A 16,942-nucleotide genomic window follows, 5' to 3' on the forward strand; every position below is an offset into this window, starting at 1 on the left:
ATCTCTAAACGGCCGTACGCACCGCCTGCAGGGTGTATGTGTGCGGCAGCCGCCGCGGCCGGTCGGTGACCTGCCACTCGCCGCCGGGCAGTTTCGTCATGCCGGGCAGCGCCTCCCACGGCACGCTGTCGTGCTCGACCAGGCCCGTGAGCGTCATGCCCGCCTCCAGGACGGCGGTCACGATCTCACCCAGGCCGCGGTTCCACTCGTGGGTGGTGGTGTGCGCGAACGTGTGATCCGTCTCGACGTAGGTGCCGTCGTCCTGCCAGACCACCGGCTCGGCGTGCTCGAAGTACGGATAGTCCAGGGCCAGCAGGCCGTCCTCGCGGTCGTCCCGCAGCGACCACAGCACCGGGTGGCCCTCGCGGATGAACAACCGCCCGCCCGGCCGCAGCAGCGAGGCCACCACCCGCGCCCAGCGGCGGATGTCGGGCAGCCAGCAGATCGCCCCGATCCCCGTGTAGACCAGGTCGAAGGCGCCGTTCTCGAGGACGTCCGGTGCGCCGTACACATCGGACTCGACGAAGTCGACCGCGGCGCCGGCCAGCTCGGCGAGCCGGCGGGCCTCGGCGAGCGACGCCGGTGAGAAGTCGAGCCCGGTCATGGACGCGCCCAGCCGGGCGAGCGACACCGTGTCGGTGCCGATGTGGCATTGCAGGTGCACTCCGCGCAGCCCGCGGATGTCGCCGAGCAGCGGCCGGTCGAAGGTGACGACGTCGCTGAGGTGCTCGGGATCCCGCGCGAAGGCGGCAAGGTCGTAGCCGGGAGAGGCGGCGTGGAAGGGTGCCCGTTCGTCCCAGTTGGCGCGGTTCACGTCGCGGTAGTCGGTCACGGCGGAGACCGTACAGCAGATCATGGGCCGTTCACCGCCTGGTTTCCGACCGGCCCGGGGCGCATCATTACCTCGGCACGGGCGGATCGAAGGCGGTGCGGATGTGGAGACCAGGCGTACGACGGTGCGGGACGTCCGCCGCGCCAACCGGGCCAGCCTGCTCACCGACCTCTTCCACGGCGGGCGCCAGAGCCGGCAGCAGCTCGGTGACACCACGGCGCTGAGCCAGGCGAGCGTCAGCAACCTCATCGGCGAGATGATCGACGAGGGCCTGGTCGAGGAGGCCGGCCTGGTCGGTTCGGACGGCGGCCGCCCGCGGTCCCTGCTGCGGGTGGCGCCGGATTTCGGGTACGTCGCGGGCGCCGACGTCAGCGAGACACGAGTCCTGGTCGAGCTGTACGACCTCGCGATGTCCCGGCTCGGCGTTGCGCAGTACGCCCTGCCCGCACCAAAACAGCCCGATCCGTGCCTGGCCGCCGAGAAGCTGCTCGAGGGGCTGGCGGCGGTCATGGCCGAGGCCGGCGTCGCCCGGGCCGAGGTGCTGGGTTTCGGCGTGGGCGTCGCGGGCGTGGTGGACCAGTCCGGCGGCGCGCCCGTGGTGCACTCGCAGCCGACCGGCTGGGACGCCGTCCCGCTGGGCGCGATGCTGCGGGACGGCACCGACGTGCCGATCCACGTGGAGAACGGCGCGAAGGCGGTCGGCCAGGCCGAGATGTGGTTCGGCGCCGGCCGCGGGGCGCGTCACGCGGTGATCGTCCTGGTGGGCGAGGGCGTCGGTGCGGCGGTCGTGATGGACGGGCGCGGTTACCGCGGCGCGCACAGCAATGCGGGGGAGTGGGGGCACACCACCCTCGTCTACGACGGTGACCTCTGCCGCTGCGGCGCGCGGGGCTGCCTGGAGGCGTACATCGGCGCCGACCGGATCGCCGCCCGCCTCGCCGAGGCGACGGGCCTCGCGGCCGGGCCGGACCTGCTGACCCGGGTGCTCGCCGACGAGCCGCTCGCCGGTGCGGCGGCGGAGGTCCTCCGCCGGACCGTCGGCTACCTGGGCGCGGGCATCGCCGGGCTGATCAATCTCTTCTCTCCCGAGCGCATCGTGCTCGGCGGCCGGGTGGGCCTGGCGCTGGGCGAGCGCTTCCTCACCGGCATCCGCGAGGCCGCCGCCCGCAACGCGCTGCGGCATCCGTACTCGCGGACCCGCATCGACCTGTGCCAGCTCGGACCCGACGCCGTCGCGATGGGCGCGGCCACCCTTCCGATCGCCCGGCTGCTCGCCGACGGCGGGCTGCCGACGGCGACCGGCCCGGCACCGATGTCCCGCGCCGCCCACCGCCGCGCCGCGGCCCGGGACCGCACCTGAACCGGCACGGCGTGCCCGGGCACGCCGTCGGTCGTGGAGCATGCCGGCACGGCGTGCCCGGGCAGCCGTCGGTCGTGGAGCATGCCGGCACGGCGTGCCCGGCAACCGCCGGCGTCCCGCACGGACCATGCCGGCGCGCCGGAGATGCGCTGCACGGCTCGTCGACCACGGTGCCCCGGCCGGCGGCGTGCGGGCGGTCAGGTCGCGCGGTGGCGGGCGATCGTGTCGCGGAACCACAGGGCCGACCGCTTCGGCGTACGCCGCTGGGTCTCGTAGTCGACGTGCACGATGCCGAACCGTTTCGCGTAGCCCTCCGCCCACTCGAAGTTGTCCATGAGCGACCACGCGAAGTAGCCCCGGATGTCCGCGCCCTGCTCGCACGCCGCCGCGACCGCCGCGATGTGCTCGGCCAGGTACGCGGTGCGCCCCTCGTCCGCCACGAAGCCCGACTCGCCGGCCGCGTCGTCGAAGGCCGCGCCGTTCTCGGTGATGACGAGCGGCAGGCCCGGGTAGTCACGGTGCAGCCGCAGCAGCAACTGGGTGAGACGCTCCGGCGTGATCGGCCAGTCCATCGCGGTCCGCGGGCGGTCCTGCGGCACCACGCGGACGACCGGATGGCCGTCGGCGTCGACCCGGCAGCCGTGCTCGTCGGTGCCGCTGAAGTCCTGGCCGAAGTAGAAGTTGACGCCCAGTACCTCGATCGGCGTGGCGATGACGTCGAGGTCACCGTCCCGGACCGGGAAGGCGACGCCTCGCTCGGCGAGGTCGTCGACCACGTCCTGCGGGTACGTGCCCTTGCACAGCGGATCCAGGTAGGCGCGCAGTCCCATGCCGTCGGCGCGCCGGGCGGCGTCGTGGTCCGCCGGTGCGTCGGTCGCCGGGTCCGCCGTGCCCATGTTGAGGGTGATGCCGAATGTGTGTTCCCGCGTCGCCGCCGCCTTCATCCGCTGCGTCGCGAGACCGTGGCCGAGCAGCAGGTGGTGGACCGCCGCCACGGCGGCGCCGAAGTCCCGGCGGCCCGGGGCGTGCACGCCGACCTCGTAGCCCAGCCACGCGGAGCACCACGGCTCGTTGAGCGTCGTCCAGGTCCCGACGCGGTCGGCGAGCCGGTCGAAGACCAGCATCGCGTAGTCGGCGAAGCGGTACGCGGTGTCCCGGTGCGGCCACCCGCCGGCGTCCTCGAGCGCCTGCGGCAGGTCCCAGTGGTACAGCGTGACCCAGGGTGCGATCCCGGCGCCGAGCAACTCGTCGGTGAGCCGGTCGTAGAAGGCGAGGCCGGCCGGGTTGACCGGGCCGCGGCCGTGCGGCTGGACACGCGGCCACGCCACGGAGAAGCGGTACGAGTCCACGCCGAGGCTCTTGATCAGCGCCACGTCCTGCGGCATCCGGTGGTAGTGGTCGCAGGCGACGTCGCCGTTGTCGCCGCCTCTCACGGCGCCGGGAACCCGGCAGAACGTGTCCCAGATGGACGGTGTGCGGCCGTCCTCGGCGGCGGCACCCTCGATCTGATAAGCGGAGGTGGCGACGCCCCACTGGAACGACGGGGGAAAGGCGGTGGGAGGTAGGAGCAGGTCGGGGAAGGAGCTGCCTACGGGGTTCATGCGTCTCCTGGGCTGGGGATGCGGGTGGGGTGGAGCCAGCAGGCCACGGTCCGCGCCGACCCGTCGGGGGTATCCGGGTTGCCCAGCACCGGGATGTTCGCGGCGCACGGGTCGAATACCTTGGGGCAGCGCGGGTGGAACGAGCAGCCGGTGGGCATGCCCTTGAGGTCGGGCGGCGAGCCGGGGATGCCGCTGAGCTCGCGCCGCGGGCCGCTCAGCGCGGGGAACGAGCCGAGCAGGCCCGCGCTGTAGGGATGCAGCGAGCCCCGGTACAGCGTGGCGGCCTGCGCCTCCTCGACGATGCGGCCGCCGTACATGATGGCGATGCGGTTGGAGAACTCCACCAGCAGCGACAGGTCGTGGGTGATGAAGATGACCGAGAAGCCCAGCCGCTCGCGCAGCTCGATGAGCTGGCCGAGGATCTGCCGCTGCATCACCACGTCGAGGGCGGTGGTCGGCTCGTCCATGATGACCACCTGCGGTTGCAGGATCAGCGCCATGCCGATCATCACGCGCTGGCGCATGCCGCCGGAGAGCTGGTGCGGGTAGGCGTCCATCCGGTCCGACGAGATGCCGACCAGCCTGAGCATCTCGCGGGCGCGGGCGGAACGAGTGTGCGCCGACATCGCCGGTTCGTGCGCCTGAAGGACATCGGTCAACTGCGTCGAGATCTTGTGTACGGGGTTCAGCGAGTTCATCGCCCCCTGGAACACGATCGCCGTCTGCGCCCAGCGGAACCGTCGCAGCCCGTCGTCGTCGAGGTTGAGGACGTCGTACGGCTCGGCGTCCTGCGGGTGGTAGACGACCTTGCCGCCGCTGATCACGCCGGGCGGGGCGAGCAGCCGGGTGAGGCCGTATGCGAGGGTGGACTTGCCGGAGCCGGACTCCCCGGCCAGGCCGAGGACCTCGCCGCGGTGCAGGGTGAGATTGACGTCGCGGACCGCGTGCACCGCTTGGTCGCCCAGGCCGTAGTCGACGTTGAGGTTCCTGATCTCCAGGACGGGTTCGCGTCTCACCGCGTCGCCTCCTTGCCACGGTTCACCGGTGTCGCCGCCGCGGTGGTGATCGCCGGGATGGGGCGCGCGTGGGTGTGCGGCGCCGGGGAGTTGCTCAACACCGGGGTGAAGCCGACGCGCATCCGTACGGTGCGGCCGGAGGCGGTCCTGAGTCTGGTCTTGCCGGCACTGCGCAGGCGGGGGCTGACGAACTCGTCGATGCCGAAGTTGATCAGCGACAGTGCGGTGCCCAGCAGGGCGATGGCCAGGCCGGCCGGGACGAACCACCACCACGCGCCCTGCGCCAGGGCCTGTTGGCTCTGCGCCCAGAAGAGGATCGTGCCCCAGTTCCACTCCGATATCGTTCCCACGCCGATGAAGGCGAGAGTGATCTCGGAGGTGACCGCGAAGATGACCGTACCGACGAAGCCGGAGGCGATGATCGCGGTGAGGTTGGGCAGGATCTCGAAGAGGATGATCCGCCAGGTCTTCTCGCCGTTGGCCCGCGACGCCTCGATGTAGTCGCGGCGGCGCAGCGACAGGGTCTGCGCCCGCAGCACCCGCGCGCCCCAGGCCCAGGACGTGAAGCCGATGATCAGGGCGACCAGGGTGTCGCCGCCCCCGGGCGCCGCCGCGGTCACGATGATGATCAGGGGTAGCGCCGGCATCACCAGGAAGACGTTGGACAGCGCGGAGAGGGTGTCGTCCCAGCCGCCGCCGAGGTAACCGGCGGTGACTCCGATGAGGACGGACAGCAGGGTGGCGAGCGCGCCGGCGGTGAGGCCGACGAGCATGACGCCGCGGGTGCCGACCAGCACCTGGCTGAACACGTCCTGGCCGAGGTGCGTGGTGCCGAACCAGTGGTCGGCCGACGGGGGTGCCACGAGCGCCGGGCCGCGGGCGTCCGGATCGTACGGCGCGATCCAGGGCCCGATGATCGCGAAGAGCACGTAGATGCCGAGCACGGTCAGGCCGGTGGCGGCCTTGGCGTTGGCGACGAAACGGAACCGCTTGCGCCGGGCCGGTGGTTCCGTGGCGGCCTGTTCGATGCTGGAGGCAGGGATGGTCACCGGTCAGCCCTCCTTGCGGGTACGCGGGTCGAGCAGCAGGTACGCCACGTCGGCGATCAGGTTCGCCAGCAGCACCGAGATGGTGATGACCAGGAAGATGCCCTGCATCAGCGGGTAGTCCTTGGCGCCGACCGCCCGGAAGAGCAGGAAGCCCAGCCCGGGATAGGAGAAGACGATCTCCACCAGCAGGGTGCCGCCGACGATGAAGCCCAGCGCCAGCGCGAAGCCGGAGACGTTGGGCAGCAGCGCGTTGCGGGCCGCGTAGCCCACCGCCACCCGGCGCTCGGGAAGGCCCTTGGCGTGGGCGACGGTGATGTAGTCCTCGGCCGCGACGGTGACCATCATGTTGCGCATGCTGAGGATCCAGCCGCTCACCGAGGAGACGAGGATCGTCAGCGCGGGCAGCAGGCTGTGCTGGACGGCGCTCGGGATGAAGTACTGGTCCCAGGCCGGCACCAGGCCCGGCTCGAAACCGCCGGAGGACGGGAAGAAGCTGCCCGGCCCGGCGAGCAGGTAGATCGCCAGCAGGCCGAGCCAGAAGTACGGCACCGAGGACAGGAACGTGGTGGTGGGCAGCAGGCCGTCGATCCACGACCCGCGCCGCCAGCCCGCGAGCACGCCGAGGCCGGTGCCGAGGACGAAGCTGATGATGGTGGTGATGCCGACCAGGGCCACGGTCCAGGGCAGCGCGTCGCTGATGACCTCGGAGACCGTCGCGGGGAACGCGGTGAACGACAGGCCCAGGTCGCCGCGCAGGAGCTGCTGCCAGTAGTCGACGTACTGGCTCCAGACGCTGGCGTCCTTGTCGAGGCCGAACAGCACATAGAGGGAGTCGATCGCGTCGGTGCTCATCTGCCCCTGGTAGCGGGCGAGCAGCGACTTGACCGGGTCGCCCGGGATCATGCGGGGGATGAAGAAGTTGATGGTGATCGCGGCCCACGCCGTGAACGCGTAGAACAGGATCCGCTGGAGCAGATACCTCATCGCGTGCCCTCCTTCCGGTCGTACAACCAGCAGGCGGCCCAGTGGCCGGGCGCGTCGCCGATCTCGAGGCGTACCGGCAGGTCGGTGGTGCAGCGGGGCATCGCCGCCGGGCAGCGCGGATGGAACCGGCAGCCGGCGGGCGGCCGGATGAGGCTCGGCGGCTCGCCGTTGCCCCGATCCGCGGCGTCCGGCCGCAGGCTGTGCAGGCGATCCGGGTCGGGGGCCGAATCGATCAGGAGCCGGGTGTACGGGTGCGCCGGCGACTGGGTGACGCTCTCGCTGTCGCCGCCCTCGACCATCCGGCCCGCGTACATCACCAGCGTCTCGTCGGCGAAGTAGCGCGCCGACGCGATGTCGTGGGTGATGTAGAGGATCGCGAGGTCGAGCCGTTCCTTCAGGTCGCGCAGCAGGTTGAGGACGCCCAGCCGGATAGAGACGTCCAACATGGACACCGGCTCGTCGGCGAGCAGCGCCTCCGGGTTCGCGCCGAGCGCCCGGGCGATCGCGACGCGCTGCCGCTGGCCCCCGGAGAGCTCGTGTGGGAACTTGTCGAGGTAGCGCTCGGGCGGTGTCAGGCTGACCCGGGTGAGCAGGTCGGCGAGCGCCCGCTCGAGTTCAGCCGCCGACTTTCCGGCATTGCCGTGGATCCGCAGTGACCGGGTGAGGTGGTAGCGGATGGTGTGCACCGGGTTCAGCGACGCGAACGGATCCTGGAAGATCATCTGGACCCGCCGGACGTACGCCCGGAACTGCCGGCCGCGCTTGACCCCCGTCGACTCTCCGTGCAACCGGATGTCCCCGCCGGTCCGCGGATGGAGCTGCGCGAGCAGGCGCGCGACGGTGGACTTGCCGGAGCCGGACTCGCCGACCAGCGCGACTACCCGGCCGCGCCGCAGCGTCAGGTGGACGTCGTCGACCGCGTGCACGGCCTCGTGCTCGCGCCGGAACAGGTCGCGCAGCTTGCGGCGTACGGGGAAGTGCTTGGTCAGGCCGATCGCCTCCAGCACCACCTCGTCGGCCGGCGCGGTGGCCTCGGGGCTCAGCGTCATGCCGTTTCCTTCGCAGAGGGGGGTCGAACCGCCGCGGTGCCGCCCCCGGGACGCGGGGCTCCGGGGGCGGCGGAGCGGATCAGGAGTTGGCGGGCTTGAGGTGCAGCACGACGTCGAGCGCGTTGGCCTGGGTGGGCTGGCCGGCGCCGTACGGGTTGGTGTCGTCGGGCCAGCCGACCCAGTTCTTGGTGCTGTACGCCATGCCGACGTTGTCCGCGCCGACCGGGATCATCGGCACCTGCTCGACGAAGATCTTCTGGATCGTGGCGAGCGCGGCCGTGCGGGCGGCGTCGTCCGTCGCATTCGCGTAGGCCTCGAGCGCCGTGGTCGCCTCGTCACTGGAGAATCGGCCGAAGTTGCCGCCCGCGGCCGAGGTGCCGATCGGCTTGAGCAGCTTGCCGTCCATGATCGTCTGGTAGATGTCGTACGGGGTCGAGCCGCCGTTGGTCCAGCGGAAGGTGGCGTCGAAGTTGCCCTCCTCGACGTTGCGGAACCACGCGTCCTGGTTGGCCTTGTCGACGGTGGCCGCGATGCCGATCTCGGCGAGGTTGCTCTTCACGATCTCGAGCGAGGTCTGGTAGTCGGACCAGCCGCTCGGGTCGGTCAGGGTCAGCTTGACCGGCTTGCCGCTCGGGTCGTTCAGGGTGGTGCCGGAGAGCTGGTAGCCGGCCTGCGCCAGCAGGGCCTTGGCGCCGGCCACGTCCACCGAGTGGTTCTTGCCCTTGTACTCGGGCGCGATGAAGGCGTCACCGGCGGGCGTGGGCAGGCCGGTCACGCTGGTGACCTGCGGGTGGAAGTAGCCTGCCTCGGCCTGCTGGAAGATGTCCTGGCGGTTGATGACCATGTTCATGGCCTGGCGCAGCTTCGGGTCGTCGAACGGCTTCTTGGTGGTGTTGATGTAGAGACCGTGGATGCCGAGCACCGGCGGCGCCCAGACCTTGTAGTGCGCCGGGTCCTTGTCGATGAAGACCGTCTTGTAGTTGGGGATGAAGACGAAGCTCCACTCGTTGGAGCCGTCCGACAGCGCGGTGGTCTGCGCGTTGTTGTCGGTGTAGGACGTGTAGCGCAGCTCCTTGACCTGCGGCAGGTCCTGCCAGTAGCCGTCGGTGCGCACCGACAGCGTGGTGGTCTGCGGGGTGAAGGACTTCAGCGTGTACGGTCCGGAGCCGATCGGATTCTTGTTCGGGTCCTTGCTGGGGTCGCTCACCTTCTCCCAGATGTGCTTGGGCAGGATCGGCGTCTGACCCAGCCACTTGTCCTTGTAGACGAACATCGACCGGGTGAACGTCACCGTCACGGTGTTGCCGCTGGCGGTGATGTCGCCGTACGGGGTGGCGGCGGTGTTGATCGCCTCGTTCTTCTTGGCCAGCCCGAAGGTGAAGGCGACGTCGTCGCCGGTGACCTTCTGGCCGTCCGACCAGGTGGCGTTGTCCCGGACGGTGATCGTCACCTTCTTGTAGTCCGGCGTCCACTCGGCGCCGGTCGCGAGCCACGGCTTCGACGGGTCCGCCGGCTTCACCGGGTTCCACATCATCAGCGGCTCGTAGATCATCCACTTGTAGCCCAGGGAGGCGGCGGCCGAGGTCGTCAGCAACGGGTTGTGGTTCTCCGTCTGCGGGCCGTTCGGCATGCCCACGGTGAGGAAGGTGGTGCCGCCGGCCGCGTTTCTGTTTCCCGCATTCGGTGAGTCGCTGCACGCGGCCGTCCCGCCCGTGGCGAGCACGCCCGCCAGGGCAGCCGCGAACAAGGTCCTTCTCTGCATTTGGGATCTCCTCAGGTAATGCGTGTGGCAGGGGTGAGAGGGGGCCGGGGTGCCGGCGGACGAGTCGGGGTCACTCTTCGATGAGCGGACTTGCGCCTGTGGAAGCGCGCGCCACGAACGTGGCGGGAATGACGGTCGGTCGGTTGGGCAGGGGTGAGCCCTCGAAGTGGGCGAGCAGCGTGCGCGCCGCGGCCTCGCCCATCTCGCGCAGCGGCTGGTGCACCGTGCTGAGCGGCGGCTGGGTGTGTGCCGCCAGCGGGATGTCGTCGAAGCCCACCACCGCGACGTCCTGCGGGATGCGCCGGCCGCTGTCGAGCACGGCCCGCATGGCGCCGACGGCGGAGAGGTCGTTGTGGGCGAAGATCGAGTCGAACTGCAGCCCCGCCGCCAGCGCCGCGGTCACCGCCGCGGCGCCACAGGCGATGGTGAAGTCGCCGGGGAGCACATTCTCGGCGGGGATCGGGTGCCCCGCCTCGGCGTACTCGGTGGCGAAGCCGTCGAGGCGCTGGACGGTGCAGCCGAAGCGCGCCGGGCCGGCGATCACCAGCGGCCGGCGGCGGCCGATCTCCAGCAGGTGCCGGGCGGCCGCTCTGGCACCGGTGAAGTGCGTCGTGCCCACGCTCGGGATCCGTCCGGGCTGGACGTCGCGGTCGTCGATGAGCACCACCGGCAGGCCGCGGGCGTGCAGGGTGGCGATGTGGTCGAGGGTGCCCTCGGGCTCGATGACCAGCAGGCCGTCGAAGCTCTTGGCGGACACCTGCGCGCTGAACTGGCGCATCGACTCCTCGCCGCGGTTGCAGGTGAACAGCAGCAGGCCGTAGCGCTCGGTCTCGAGCACGTCGACCGCGCCCTGCAGGACCTCGCCGATCCACGGCCAGGTCAGCGAGGGCACGAGCATGCCGACCACGCGGGTTCGTCCGCGGGCCAGCCCGACCGCACGGGAACTGGGCACGTAGCCCAGTTCCTCGATCACCGCGCGAACCCGCGCGGCGGTGGACGCGTCCAGCTCACCCTTGCCGTTGAGCACGCGCGACACCGTGGTCTTGCTGACCTGGGCGCGAGCGGCGACATCGGCGATGGTGATGGGCACAGGTCCTCCGACGTGACGTCCGAGCGCACGGCACACCGTCGCTTCGGAACCGGTTTCGGGAGCGGTTCCGGAAGTAAACATTGGTGACTCTCATCACGTCAACGAGACCCTGGCTTTATTCAGGTTTCGAAACGTGACCACCGCGGCGCTCGTTCGTCACCGGCTTTGCCGCACCCCAGGCCCTCCACCTGCCGGACGATCTCCGGCAGCACCCGGCCCAGCGGGGCGTCGACGACGAGCTGCGCGTACGGCTCTCCGCGCGTGACGCCCCGGTTGACGATCGCGACGCGCACGCCTTCCTTCGCGGCGCGCAGCACGAAACGCCGGCCCGACATCACGGTCAGCGACGAGCCGAGGACGAGCAGGGTGCGGGCGCCGGCGACCAGTTCGAAGCCGCGGGCGACCCGCTCGCTCGGCACCGTCTCGCCGAAGTACACGACGTCCGGCTTGAGCATGCCGCCGCAGGCCGCGCAGCCGACCACCGCGAAGCCGTCCAGCGCGGCGTCGTCGATCTCCACGTCGCCGTCCGGATTCACCGCGGACACGGCCGCCGCGAAGCCGGGATTGGCGGCGTCGAGCCGCCGTCCGAGCTCGGCGCGGCCGCTGCGCACGCCGCAGTCGAGGCAGACGACCCGGGACAGATTGCCGTGCAGCTCGACGACGGCGTGCGCGCCGCCGTCCTGGTGCAGCCCGTCGACGTTCTGCGTGATGATCCCGTCGAGCCGGCCGAGCTCCTGCAGGCGCGCCACCGCCCGGTGCCCGGCGTTGGCGCGGGCGTCGCCGATCGTGCGCCAGCCGAGGTGACTGCGCGCCCAGTAGCGCCGCCGGGCCGCCGGATCGCCGGTGAACGTCTGGTACGTCATCGGCGTGGCCCGCCGGGCCACGCCCGAGGGGCCGCGATAGTCCGGGATACCCGACTCGGTGGAGAGTCCCGCGCCGCTGAGCACGACCACCCCGCCGTCGCCGACCCAGTCGGCCAGCTCGTTCACTCGTTCCACCCCACCATGGTCCCTCGCCGGGGTCACCCGCCGGAGTGGGACGAAGCGCTCAGTCAATGCGTTCTGTGCACGGACCTGCGGATGACGGTAGGTTGATCGGGTGGCTGTCGTCGCGCGCCTGCTTCCCCGTCTCTGGGACGGGCGCCGCCTGCTGCAGTTCCTGACCGGCCTGGCGCTGATCGCCCTGGCCTTCGCCATCCCGGCCCTGACCGCCGCTCCCCGGCCGGCGGACACCGCCGTGACCGTCGCCACCGTGGATGCCCCGCACGGCCGCACGGCGTGGACGGACCGGATCGAGGTGGCCGGCCCGGCCGCCGTGCCGGCCGAGCGCACCGACGCCGCCCCGGCCGCACCCACCCCGGTGCTCGAGCCGGGCGACGCCACGCAGCTCGGCGACGCGAGTTTCCCGCGGCCCGGCAGCGCCGCGCTGTGCGCCCAGTCGGGGCGCGGCCCGCCGCTCGCCTGAGTCACCGTTCCTCCACCCGTGCCGTCCCGGGCCCTCCGCGTGCCCGTGTCCGGCATGCCGGGCGTCACCGACGTCGTCGTTCCCCTCACCGAAAAGCGAACCCCCCGGCGCACGAGAGAAACCGGTGCCAATCGTGGAAACCGCTGCCGTACTTTGGATGACCCTGATGCTCGCCGTCGCCGCCGCGACGGCCGTCCTCGCCGTGCCCCGGCGGAGCCGCCCGGCCGGCTTCCGCCGTCACGACCGTCAGGCCGCCGGCGCCCTACGCCGGCAAGCCCGGACCGATCCGGCCGCCGTCGCGACGGAGACCGAGGCGGAGAGGTATGCCGACGAGGTGGCGCGGGCCGCCGTGCGCGCGGCCGAGATCGCCGGCCGCCGGCGCGCGGACTGGGAACGCGCGCAGGAGGGAGTCGACGAGGCCTGGGCCGCGTTCGACGCCGCCGACCGGACGGCCCGCCGCTGCACCGCCGCGGCCGCGTTCCCGATCCTCAAGCAGCGCCGCACCCGGGTCGAGATCGCCGACCGGGAACGGTTCCTGCACCGCTCCGCGGTCGCCGCCTGCCGGCGCAAGGAGCTGTCGATCGTCCAGCTCAACGAGGCTCTGGCGCACCGCGGCGGATGGAATCCCCGCAAGCACCCGGTCGCCCAGGAGGCGGCCCTGCGGTCCGCGGTGCGCGAGCATCGTTTCGCGGCGTACCAGGCGGCCACCGCACGGGAACGCGCGGCGTGGGAGGAGGCGGAGAAGGCCGCGGCGGCGCTGCGCACCTTGCGCGCGGAGGCCCTGGCCGCGCGCCTGCGCGTCGGTCGTGGCCTGCTTCCCGCCGGCGATCCCCGGCCGATCGGCGCGCGGGAACGGGCCGGACAATGGAATCCCGCCGAGCCGGTGGCGCGTCCGGCGGCGACCCTGGCGGCGCACTGACCCTCCAGTGTGGATCGCCTTTCCGTTCCCGGCGTTGCGGCGCGGGACTGAGGCGGGCCGGGTACCGTCACAGAGGCGTCGACGGGTGAAAGGCAGGAGGCCACAGTGTCATTGACCCCGGCGGGTCTCCCGCCCGCCGCGCGGCTGCACCGCGCCGCGCGGATCGAGGATGCCGTCCACGAGGTCATCGAGCGCCGGCTGCGTCAGCGTGGCTGGCGACCGGTGATCACGGCGTACACCGGATACGGCGCCCCGGGCTGGGCGCGGGTCATGGCGCGGGTCGTGCTCTCCCGTCGCGCCGCGGCGCCGAAACGGCGCGAGAAAGTGCGCGGCTGGCGCAGCTTCACCACCTCGCCCGTGAACAACGCGACGGTGCAGATCGAGATCGGCGGCCAGGTCCACGAGACGCGCACCGACCGCAGCGGCTACGTCGACGCCCGGGTCAAGGGTGACCTCGCGCCCGGGTGGGGCTGCGTGCGGCTGCTCACCGAGGGCGCCGAGCCGGTGGAGGCGCCCATCCGGGTGGTCGATCCGGCCATGAAGTTCGGCCTCGTCAGCGACATCGACGACACGGTGATGGTGACCGCCCTGCCGCGTCCGCTGCTCGCGGCCTGGAACACGTTCGTGCTCGACGAGCACGCCCGCGCGGCCGTGCCCGGCATGGCCGTTCTCTACGAGCGGCTCGTCACGGCGAACCCGGGCGCGCCGGTGTTCTACCTCTCGACCGGCGCGTGGAACGTGGCGCCCACGCTGACCCGCTTCCTGTCCCGTCATCTCTACCCCGCCGGACCGCTGCTGCTGACCGACTGGGGCCCGACCCCGGACCGCTGGTTCCGCAGCGGCCAGGAGCACAAGCGCAACACGCTGGCCCGGCTGTCCGCCGAGTTCCCGGACATCCGGTGGCTGCTCATCGGCGACGACGGTCAGCACGACCAGGAGATCTACTCCGAGTTCGCGCACGCCCACCCGGACAACGTCGCCGCGGTCGCGATCCGCCGCCTGTCACCGACGCAGGCCGTGCTCGCCGGCGCCATTCCCGGGCCGACGGGCGGCGCGGAGGCGGTCGGCTCGGGGGGCAAGACCTGGTTCTCCGCGCCGGACGGCGCCGGACTCTGGTCGCTGCTACGGGACACCGACGTTGTCTGAGCCGCCGTGGGGTCAGTCCTCCTCCGCCGGCACCGCCGTCTCCGGCGTGCCCGCCTCGGCGACCCGGGCGTGCAGCCGCTCCCGGATCTCGTCCGGCGTGTACGCCCGCCTGCGCCGCTCCTGGCGTGCCAGCACCACTCCGGTGGCGGCGACTCCCGCCAGCCCGGCCAATCCCGCTACTTTCCACCAACGCATCTGCCGAGGATAGACACGTGGTTGCCGACATCAGCCTCGACGAGGCCATCGATCTGACGCGTACGGGTGACGTCTGGCTGTTCCGCGGCCGCTCGGGTCCGGACCGCGCCATTCAGGCCATGACCAACAGCCCGGTCAACCACGTCGGCATGTCGATCGTCATCGAGGACATGCCGCCGCTGATGTGGCACGCCGAGCTGGGCAAGTCCCTGCCGGACCTGTGGTCGGGGACGTTCCAGCGCGGCGTGCAACTGCACGACCTGCGCGACGCGGTGACGGTCTGGGCGCACCGGTACGGCCAGCGCGGCTGGCTGCGTCAGCTCGAGCAGCCGGTGACCAAGGACATGGAGGACCGTGCCCTCAGGACGGTGGCCCGCCTCGACGGCACGCCGTTCCCCTCGACCGCCCGCCTCGCCTGGCGCTGGGCGCGGGGCCGGCTGCCGCAGCTTCGCCTGCCCTGGCACGAGAGCGTACGGACCGACGCCGACCTGGAGTTCGCGTACTGCGCGGAGGTGGTCGCAGTGACCTACGAGGAGATGGGTCTGCTGCCGCGCGGACGCCAGCCCAACTGGTACGACCCCGGCCGCTTCTGGAGCGGGGACGACCTGGAGCTCTGCGACGGCTACCGGCTGGGCGCCGAGATCGCCGTCAGCACCCCCTGACGAGGACGACGAGTGGCGGCCGCCTCGCCGGAGGCGGCCGCTGTACGTCAGCGGCTCCGTCGCCCGCCTACACGGGTGCCCGCCGAGAACGCGGCCGCACCGCCGGACTGGCTGGTGTGCACGGGCGTCGATCCGCCGCCGCGCCGGCTCCGGGGCTGACCGCCCTGGGCCCGCGCCGGCTGTCCGCTCCGCGTGCCGCTCTGTGCGCCGCGGGCGGCCTGGGAACGGGAGCCCTGGGAACGGGAGCCCTGGGAACGGGAGCCCTGGGCCGGCACCTCGGACTGGGCCCGGCCGCCGCCCTTGGGAGCGCTCTGGTCGTGCCCGCCGCCGGCCGGGCGGCTCGCGCCCCGGCCGCGCCGCGGCCGTCCCGGGCGGGCCTCCCCGGACGACGCGGCCGGCTCGGCGGAGACCGCGGGCGGCGGGGTGAAGCTGCGCTCGCCCGGTGCGAGCTGGGCGAGCAGGGGGTGACCCGGCCGCGCCTTGGTCGTGGTCGGCTTGATGCCGGCCTTGCGGGTCAGGTCCCGCACGTCGCCCTGCTGGTCGTCGGTCATCAGAGTGACGACCGTGCCCTGCGCGCCGGCCCGGGCCGTACGCCCCGAGCGGTGCAGGTACGCCTTGTGCTCCACCGGCGGGTCGGCGTGGATCACCAGCGCCACGTCGTCCACGTGGATGCCGCGGGCGGCGATGTCGGTCGCGACCAGGGTCTGCGCGCTGCCGTCCGAGAACGCCGACAGGTTGCGGTTGCGCGCGTTCTGCGCAAGGTTGCCATGCAGCTCGACGGCCGGCACCCCGGCCGCGACGAGCTGGCGGGTCAGCGTCTTGGCCCGGCGCTTGGTGCGGGTGAACACGACCGTGCGGCCCGGCGCGGCGACCAGGTCGACCAGCACCGGGAAGCGGTCGTCGTGCTGCACGTGCAGCACGTGGTGGGCCATCTCCACCGGCGCCTCGGCGGCCGCGTCGACGTGGTGGGTGACGGGCTTGCGCATGAAGCGCTGCACGAGCACGTCGACGCCGCCGTCGAGGGTGGCCGAGAAGAGCATCCGCTGGCCGTCGCGCGGCGTCGCGTCCATCAGCCGCCGGACCACCGGCAGGAAGCCGAGGTCGGCCATGTGGTCGGCCTCGTCCAGCACGGTGATCTCCACCGCGTCCAGGCTGGCGTGCCCGCTCTGCAGATGGTCGGCGAGCCGGCCGGGACAGGCCACGACGACGTCGACGCCCGCCTTGAGGCCCTTGATCTGCGGGTTGGGGCCGACCCCGCCGAAGACGGTCAGGGTGCGCAGGCCCATCGCGGCGGCGAGCGGGGCGAGGGTGGCGTCGATCTGGGTGGCCAGCTCACGGGTCGGCGCGAGGATCAGCGCCCGGGGACGGCCCGGCCTGCGGGGCGTCCGGGAGGCGGCGAGGCGGGCCACGACCGGCAGGACGAAGGCGTACGTCTTGCCGGAGCCGGTCCGCCCGCGGCCGAGCACGTCCCGGCCGGCGAGCGAGTCGGGCAGCGTCGCGGCCTGGATCGGGAACGGGGAGCTGATGCCGAGACCGGCGAGTACCTCGGCGAGCTCTGTGGGCACGCCGAGGTCGATGAACGAGGACATGTAGGTGTGAACTCCGAACGGTTGAGGGGGTCGTCCTGCCCGGCGCAGACCTCACGGGTCGCGGCGCGTGGTGGTCGATCCGTACGCGGTCCGAGGCAGAACTGGTCGTGACCGCGAGATCAAGTGTACCCCCCGCCGACCGCAACCCCGCTGCACCCGTGTGTGACCCGTCCTGCACCTGACGGACCGGACCGTTTCTCCTCAGTGCCGGTGTCTCCCCCCGA

General features: G+C 72.2%; 16 protein-coding genes. 5 read left to right on the forward strand and 11 right to left on the reverse strand.

All coding sequences use genetic code 11. The features are described 5' to 3' along the window. Positions 1-4: 4 nt before the first annotated feature. On the reverse strand, positions 5-832 hold the full coding sequence (locus EDD30_RS29895; protein WP_071805821.1) for a class I SAM-dependent methyltransferase: 828 nt from the start codon (positions 830-832) through the stop codon (positions 5-7). 103 nt (positions 833-935) lie between these two features. On the opposite strand from EDD30_RS29895, the gene EDD30_RS29900 reads away from it, so the two are divergent. After that, a complete protein-coding gene (locus tag EDD30_RS29900; RefSeq protein WP_071805801.1) occupies positions 936-2,192 on the forward strand; it encodes an ROK family protein in 1,257 nt (418 codons plus the stop codon). A 197-nt stretch (positions 2,193-2,389) separates the two neighbouring features. Here the strand turns inward: EDD30_RS29900 and EDD30_RS29905 are convergent, their stop codons facing one another. The 8 genes from EDD30_RS29905 to EDD30_RS29940 all read right to left on the reverse strand — a co-directional run bounded on the left by EDD30_RS29905 (position 2,390) and on the right by EDD30_RS29940 (position 11,741). Further along, complete coding sequence (locus EDD30_RS29905; RefSeq protein ID WP_071805802.1) at positions 2,390-3,793, reverse strand: GH1 family beta-glucosidase; 1,404 nt, start codon at positions 3,791-3,793, stop codon at positions 2,390-2,392. Then, the gene (locus EDD30_RS29910) at positions 3,790-4,809 is read right to left on the reverse strand and encodes an ABC transporter ATP-binding protein (RefSeq protein WP_071805803.1); all 1,020 of its coding nucleotides are present in this window, start codon (positions 4,807-4,809) and stop codon (positions 3,790-3,792) included. Before EDD30_RS29910 ends, EDD30_RS29905 begins: the two co-directional genes overlap by 4 nt. Continuing rightward, on the reverse strand, positions 4,806-5,858 hold the full coding sequence (locus EDD30_RS29915) for an ABC transporter permease (protein WP_071805804.1): 1,053 nt from the start codon (positions 5,856-5,858) through the stop codon (positions 4,806-4,808). Before EDD30_RS29915 ends, EDD30_RS29910 begins: the two co-directional genes overlap by 4 nt. 3 nt (positions 5,859-5,861) lie before the next feature. After that, positions 5,862-6,842, reverse strand: coding sequence for an ABC transporter permease (locus EDD30_RS29920; protein ID WP_071805805.1), 981 nt, complete (start codon positions 6,840-6,842; stop codon positions 5,862-5,864). Further along, positions 6,839-7,891 (reverse strand): ABC transporter ATP-binding protein, encoded by a 1,053-nt coding sequence (locus tag EDD30_RS29925; protein ID WP_071805806.1) that lies wholly within the window; start codon positions 7,889-7,891, stop codon positions 6,839-6,841. The genes EDD30_RS29920 and EDD30_RS29925 overlap by 4 nt, the downstream gene beginning before the upstream one ends. Before the next feature lie 79 nt (positions 7,892-7,970). Then, positions 7,971-9,653 (reverse strand): ABC transporter substrate-binding protein, encoded by a 1,683-nt coding sequence (locus tag EDD30_RS29930; protein WP_071805807.1) that lies wholly within the window; start codon positions 9,651-9,653, stop codon positions 7,971-7,973. A 70-nt stretch (positions 9,654-9,723) separates the two neighbouring features. Then, positions 9,724-10,743 (reverse strand): LacI family DNA-binding transcriptional regulator, encoded by a 1,020-nt coding sequence (locus EDD30_RS29935; protein WP_071805808.1) that lies wholly within the window; start codon positions 10,741-10,743, stop codon positions 9,724-9,726. Positions 10,744-10,862: 119 nt separating this feature from the next. Then, entirely contained in the window at positions 10,863-11,741 is an 879-nt protein-coding gene (locus EDD30_RS29940) for an NAD-dependent protein deacetylase (protein ID WP_071805809.1), read from the reverse strand. A gap of 100 nt (positions 11,742-11,841) precedes the next feature. Here EDD30_RS29940 and EDD30_RS29945 point away from each other — a divergent pair, with 100 nt between their 5' ends. The 3 genes from EDD30_RS29945 (at position 11,842) to EDD30_RS29955 (ending at position 14,272) form a co-directional block, all read left to right on the forward strand. Then, positions 11,842-12,207 carry a hypothetical protein gene (locus EDD30_RS29945; protein WP_084556420.1) on the forward strand — a complete coding sequence of 122 codons (366 nt, stop codon included), beginning with the start codon at positions 11,842-11,844 and terminating at the stop codon, positions 12,205-12,207. A gap of 157 nt (positions 12,208-12,364) precedes the next feature. Next, on the forward strand, positions 12,365-13,126 hold the full coding sequence (locus EDD30_RS29950) for a hypothetical protein (RefSeq protein ID WP_084556421.1): 762 nt from the start codon (positions 12,365-12,367) through the stop codon (positions 13,124-13,126). Between the two features lie 105 nt (positions 13,127-13,231). Further along, entirely contained in the window at positions 13,232-14,272 is a 1,041-nt protein-coding gene (locus tag EDD30_RS29955; RefSeq protein ID WP_394328259.1) for an App1 family protein phosphatidate phosphatase, read from the forward strand. Positions 14,273-14,284: 12 nt separating this feature from the next. Here the strand turns inward: EDD30_RS29955 and EDD30_RS29960 are convergent, their stop codons facing one another. Further along, on the reverse strand, positions 14,285-14,467 hold the full coding sequence (locus EDD30_RS29960) for a hypothetical protein (protein WP_071805811.1): 183 nt from the start codon (positions 14,465-14,467) through the stop codon (positions 14,285-14,287). A 17-nt stretch (positions 14,468-14,484) separates the two neighbouring features. Between EDD30_RS29960 and EDD30_RS29965 the strand changes: the two genes are divergently transcribed. Then, positions 14,485-15,129, forward strand: coding sequence for a hypothetical protein (locus tag EDD30_RS29965; RefSeq protein ID WP_071805812.1), 645 nt, complete (start codon positions 14,485-14,487; stop codon positions 15,127-15,129). A 47-nt stretch (positions 15,130-15,176) separates the two neighbouring features. Here the strand turns inward: EDD30_RS29965 and EDD30_RS29970 are convergent, their stop codons facing one another. After that, complete coding sequence (locus EDD30_RS29970; protein WP_071805813.1) at positions 15,177-16,718, reverse strand: DEAD/DEAH box helicase; 1,542 nt, start codon at positions 16,716-16,718, stop codon at positions 15,177-15,179. Positions 16,719-16,942: the final 224 nt, after the last annotated feature.

Origin of the sequence: Couchioplanes caeruleus (assembly GCF_003751945.1) — a bacterium.
GTDB classification, from domain to species: domain Bacteria; phylum Actinomycetota; class Actinomycetes; order Mycobacteriales; family Micromonosporaceae; genus Actinoplanes; species Actinoplanes caeruleus.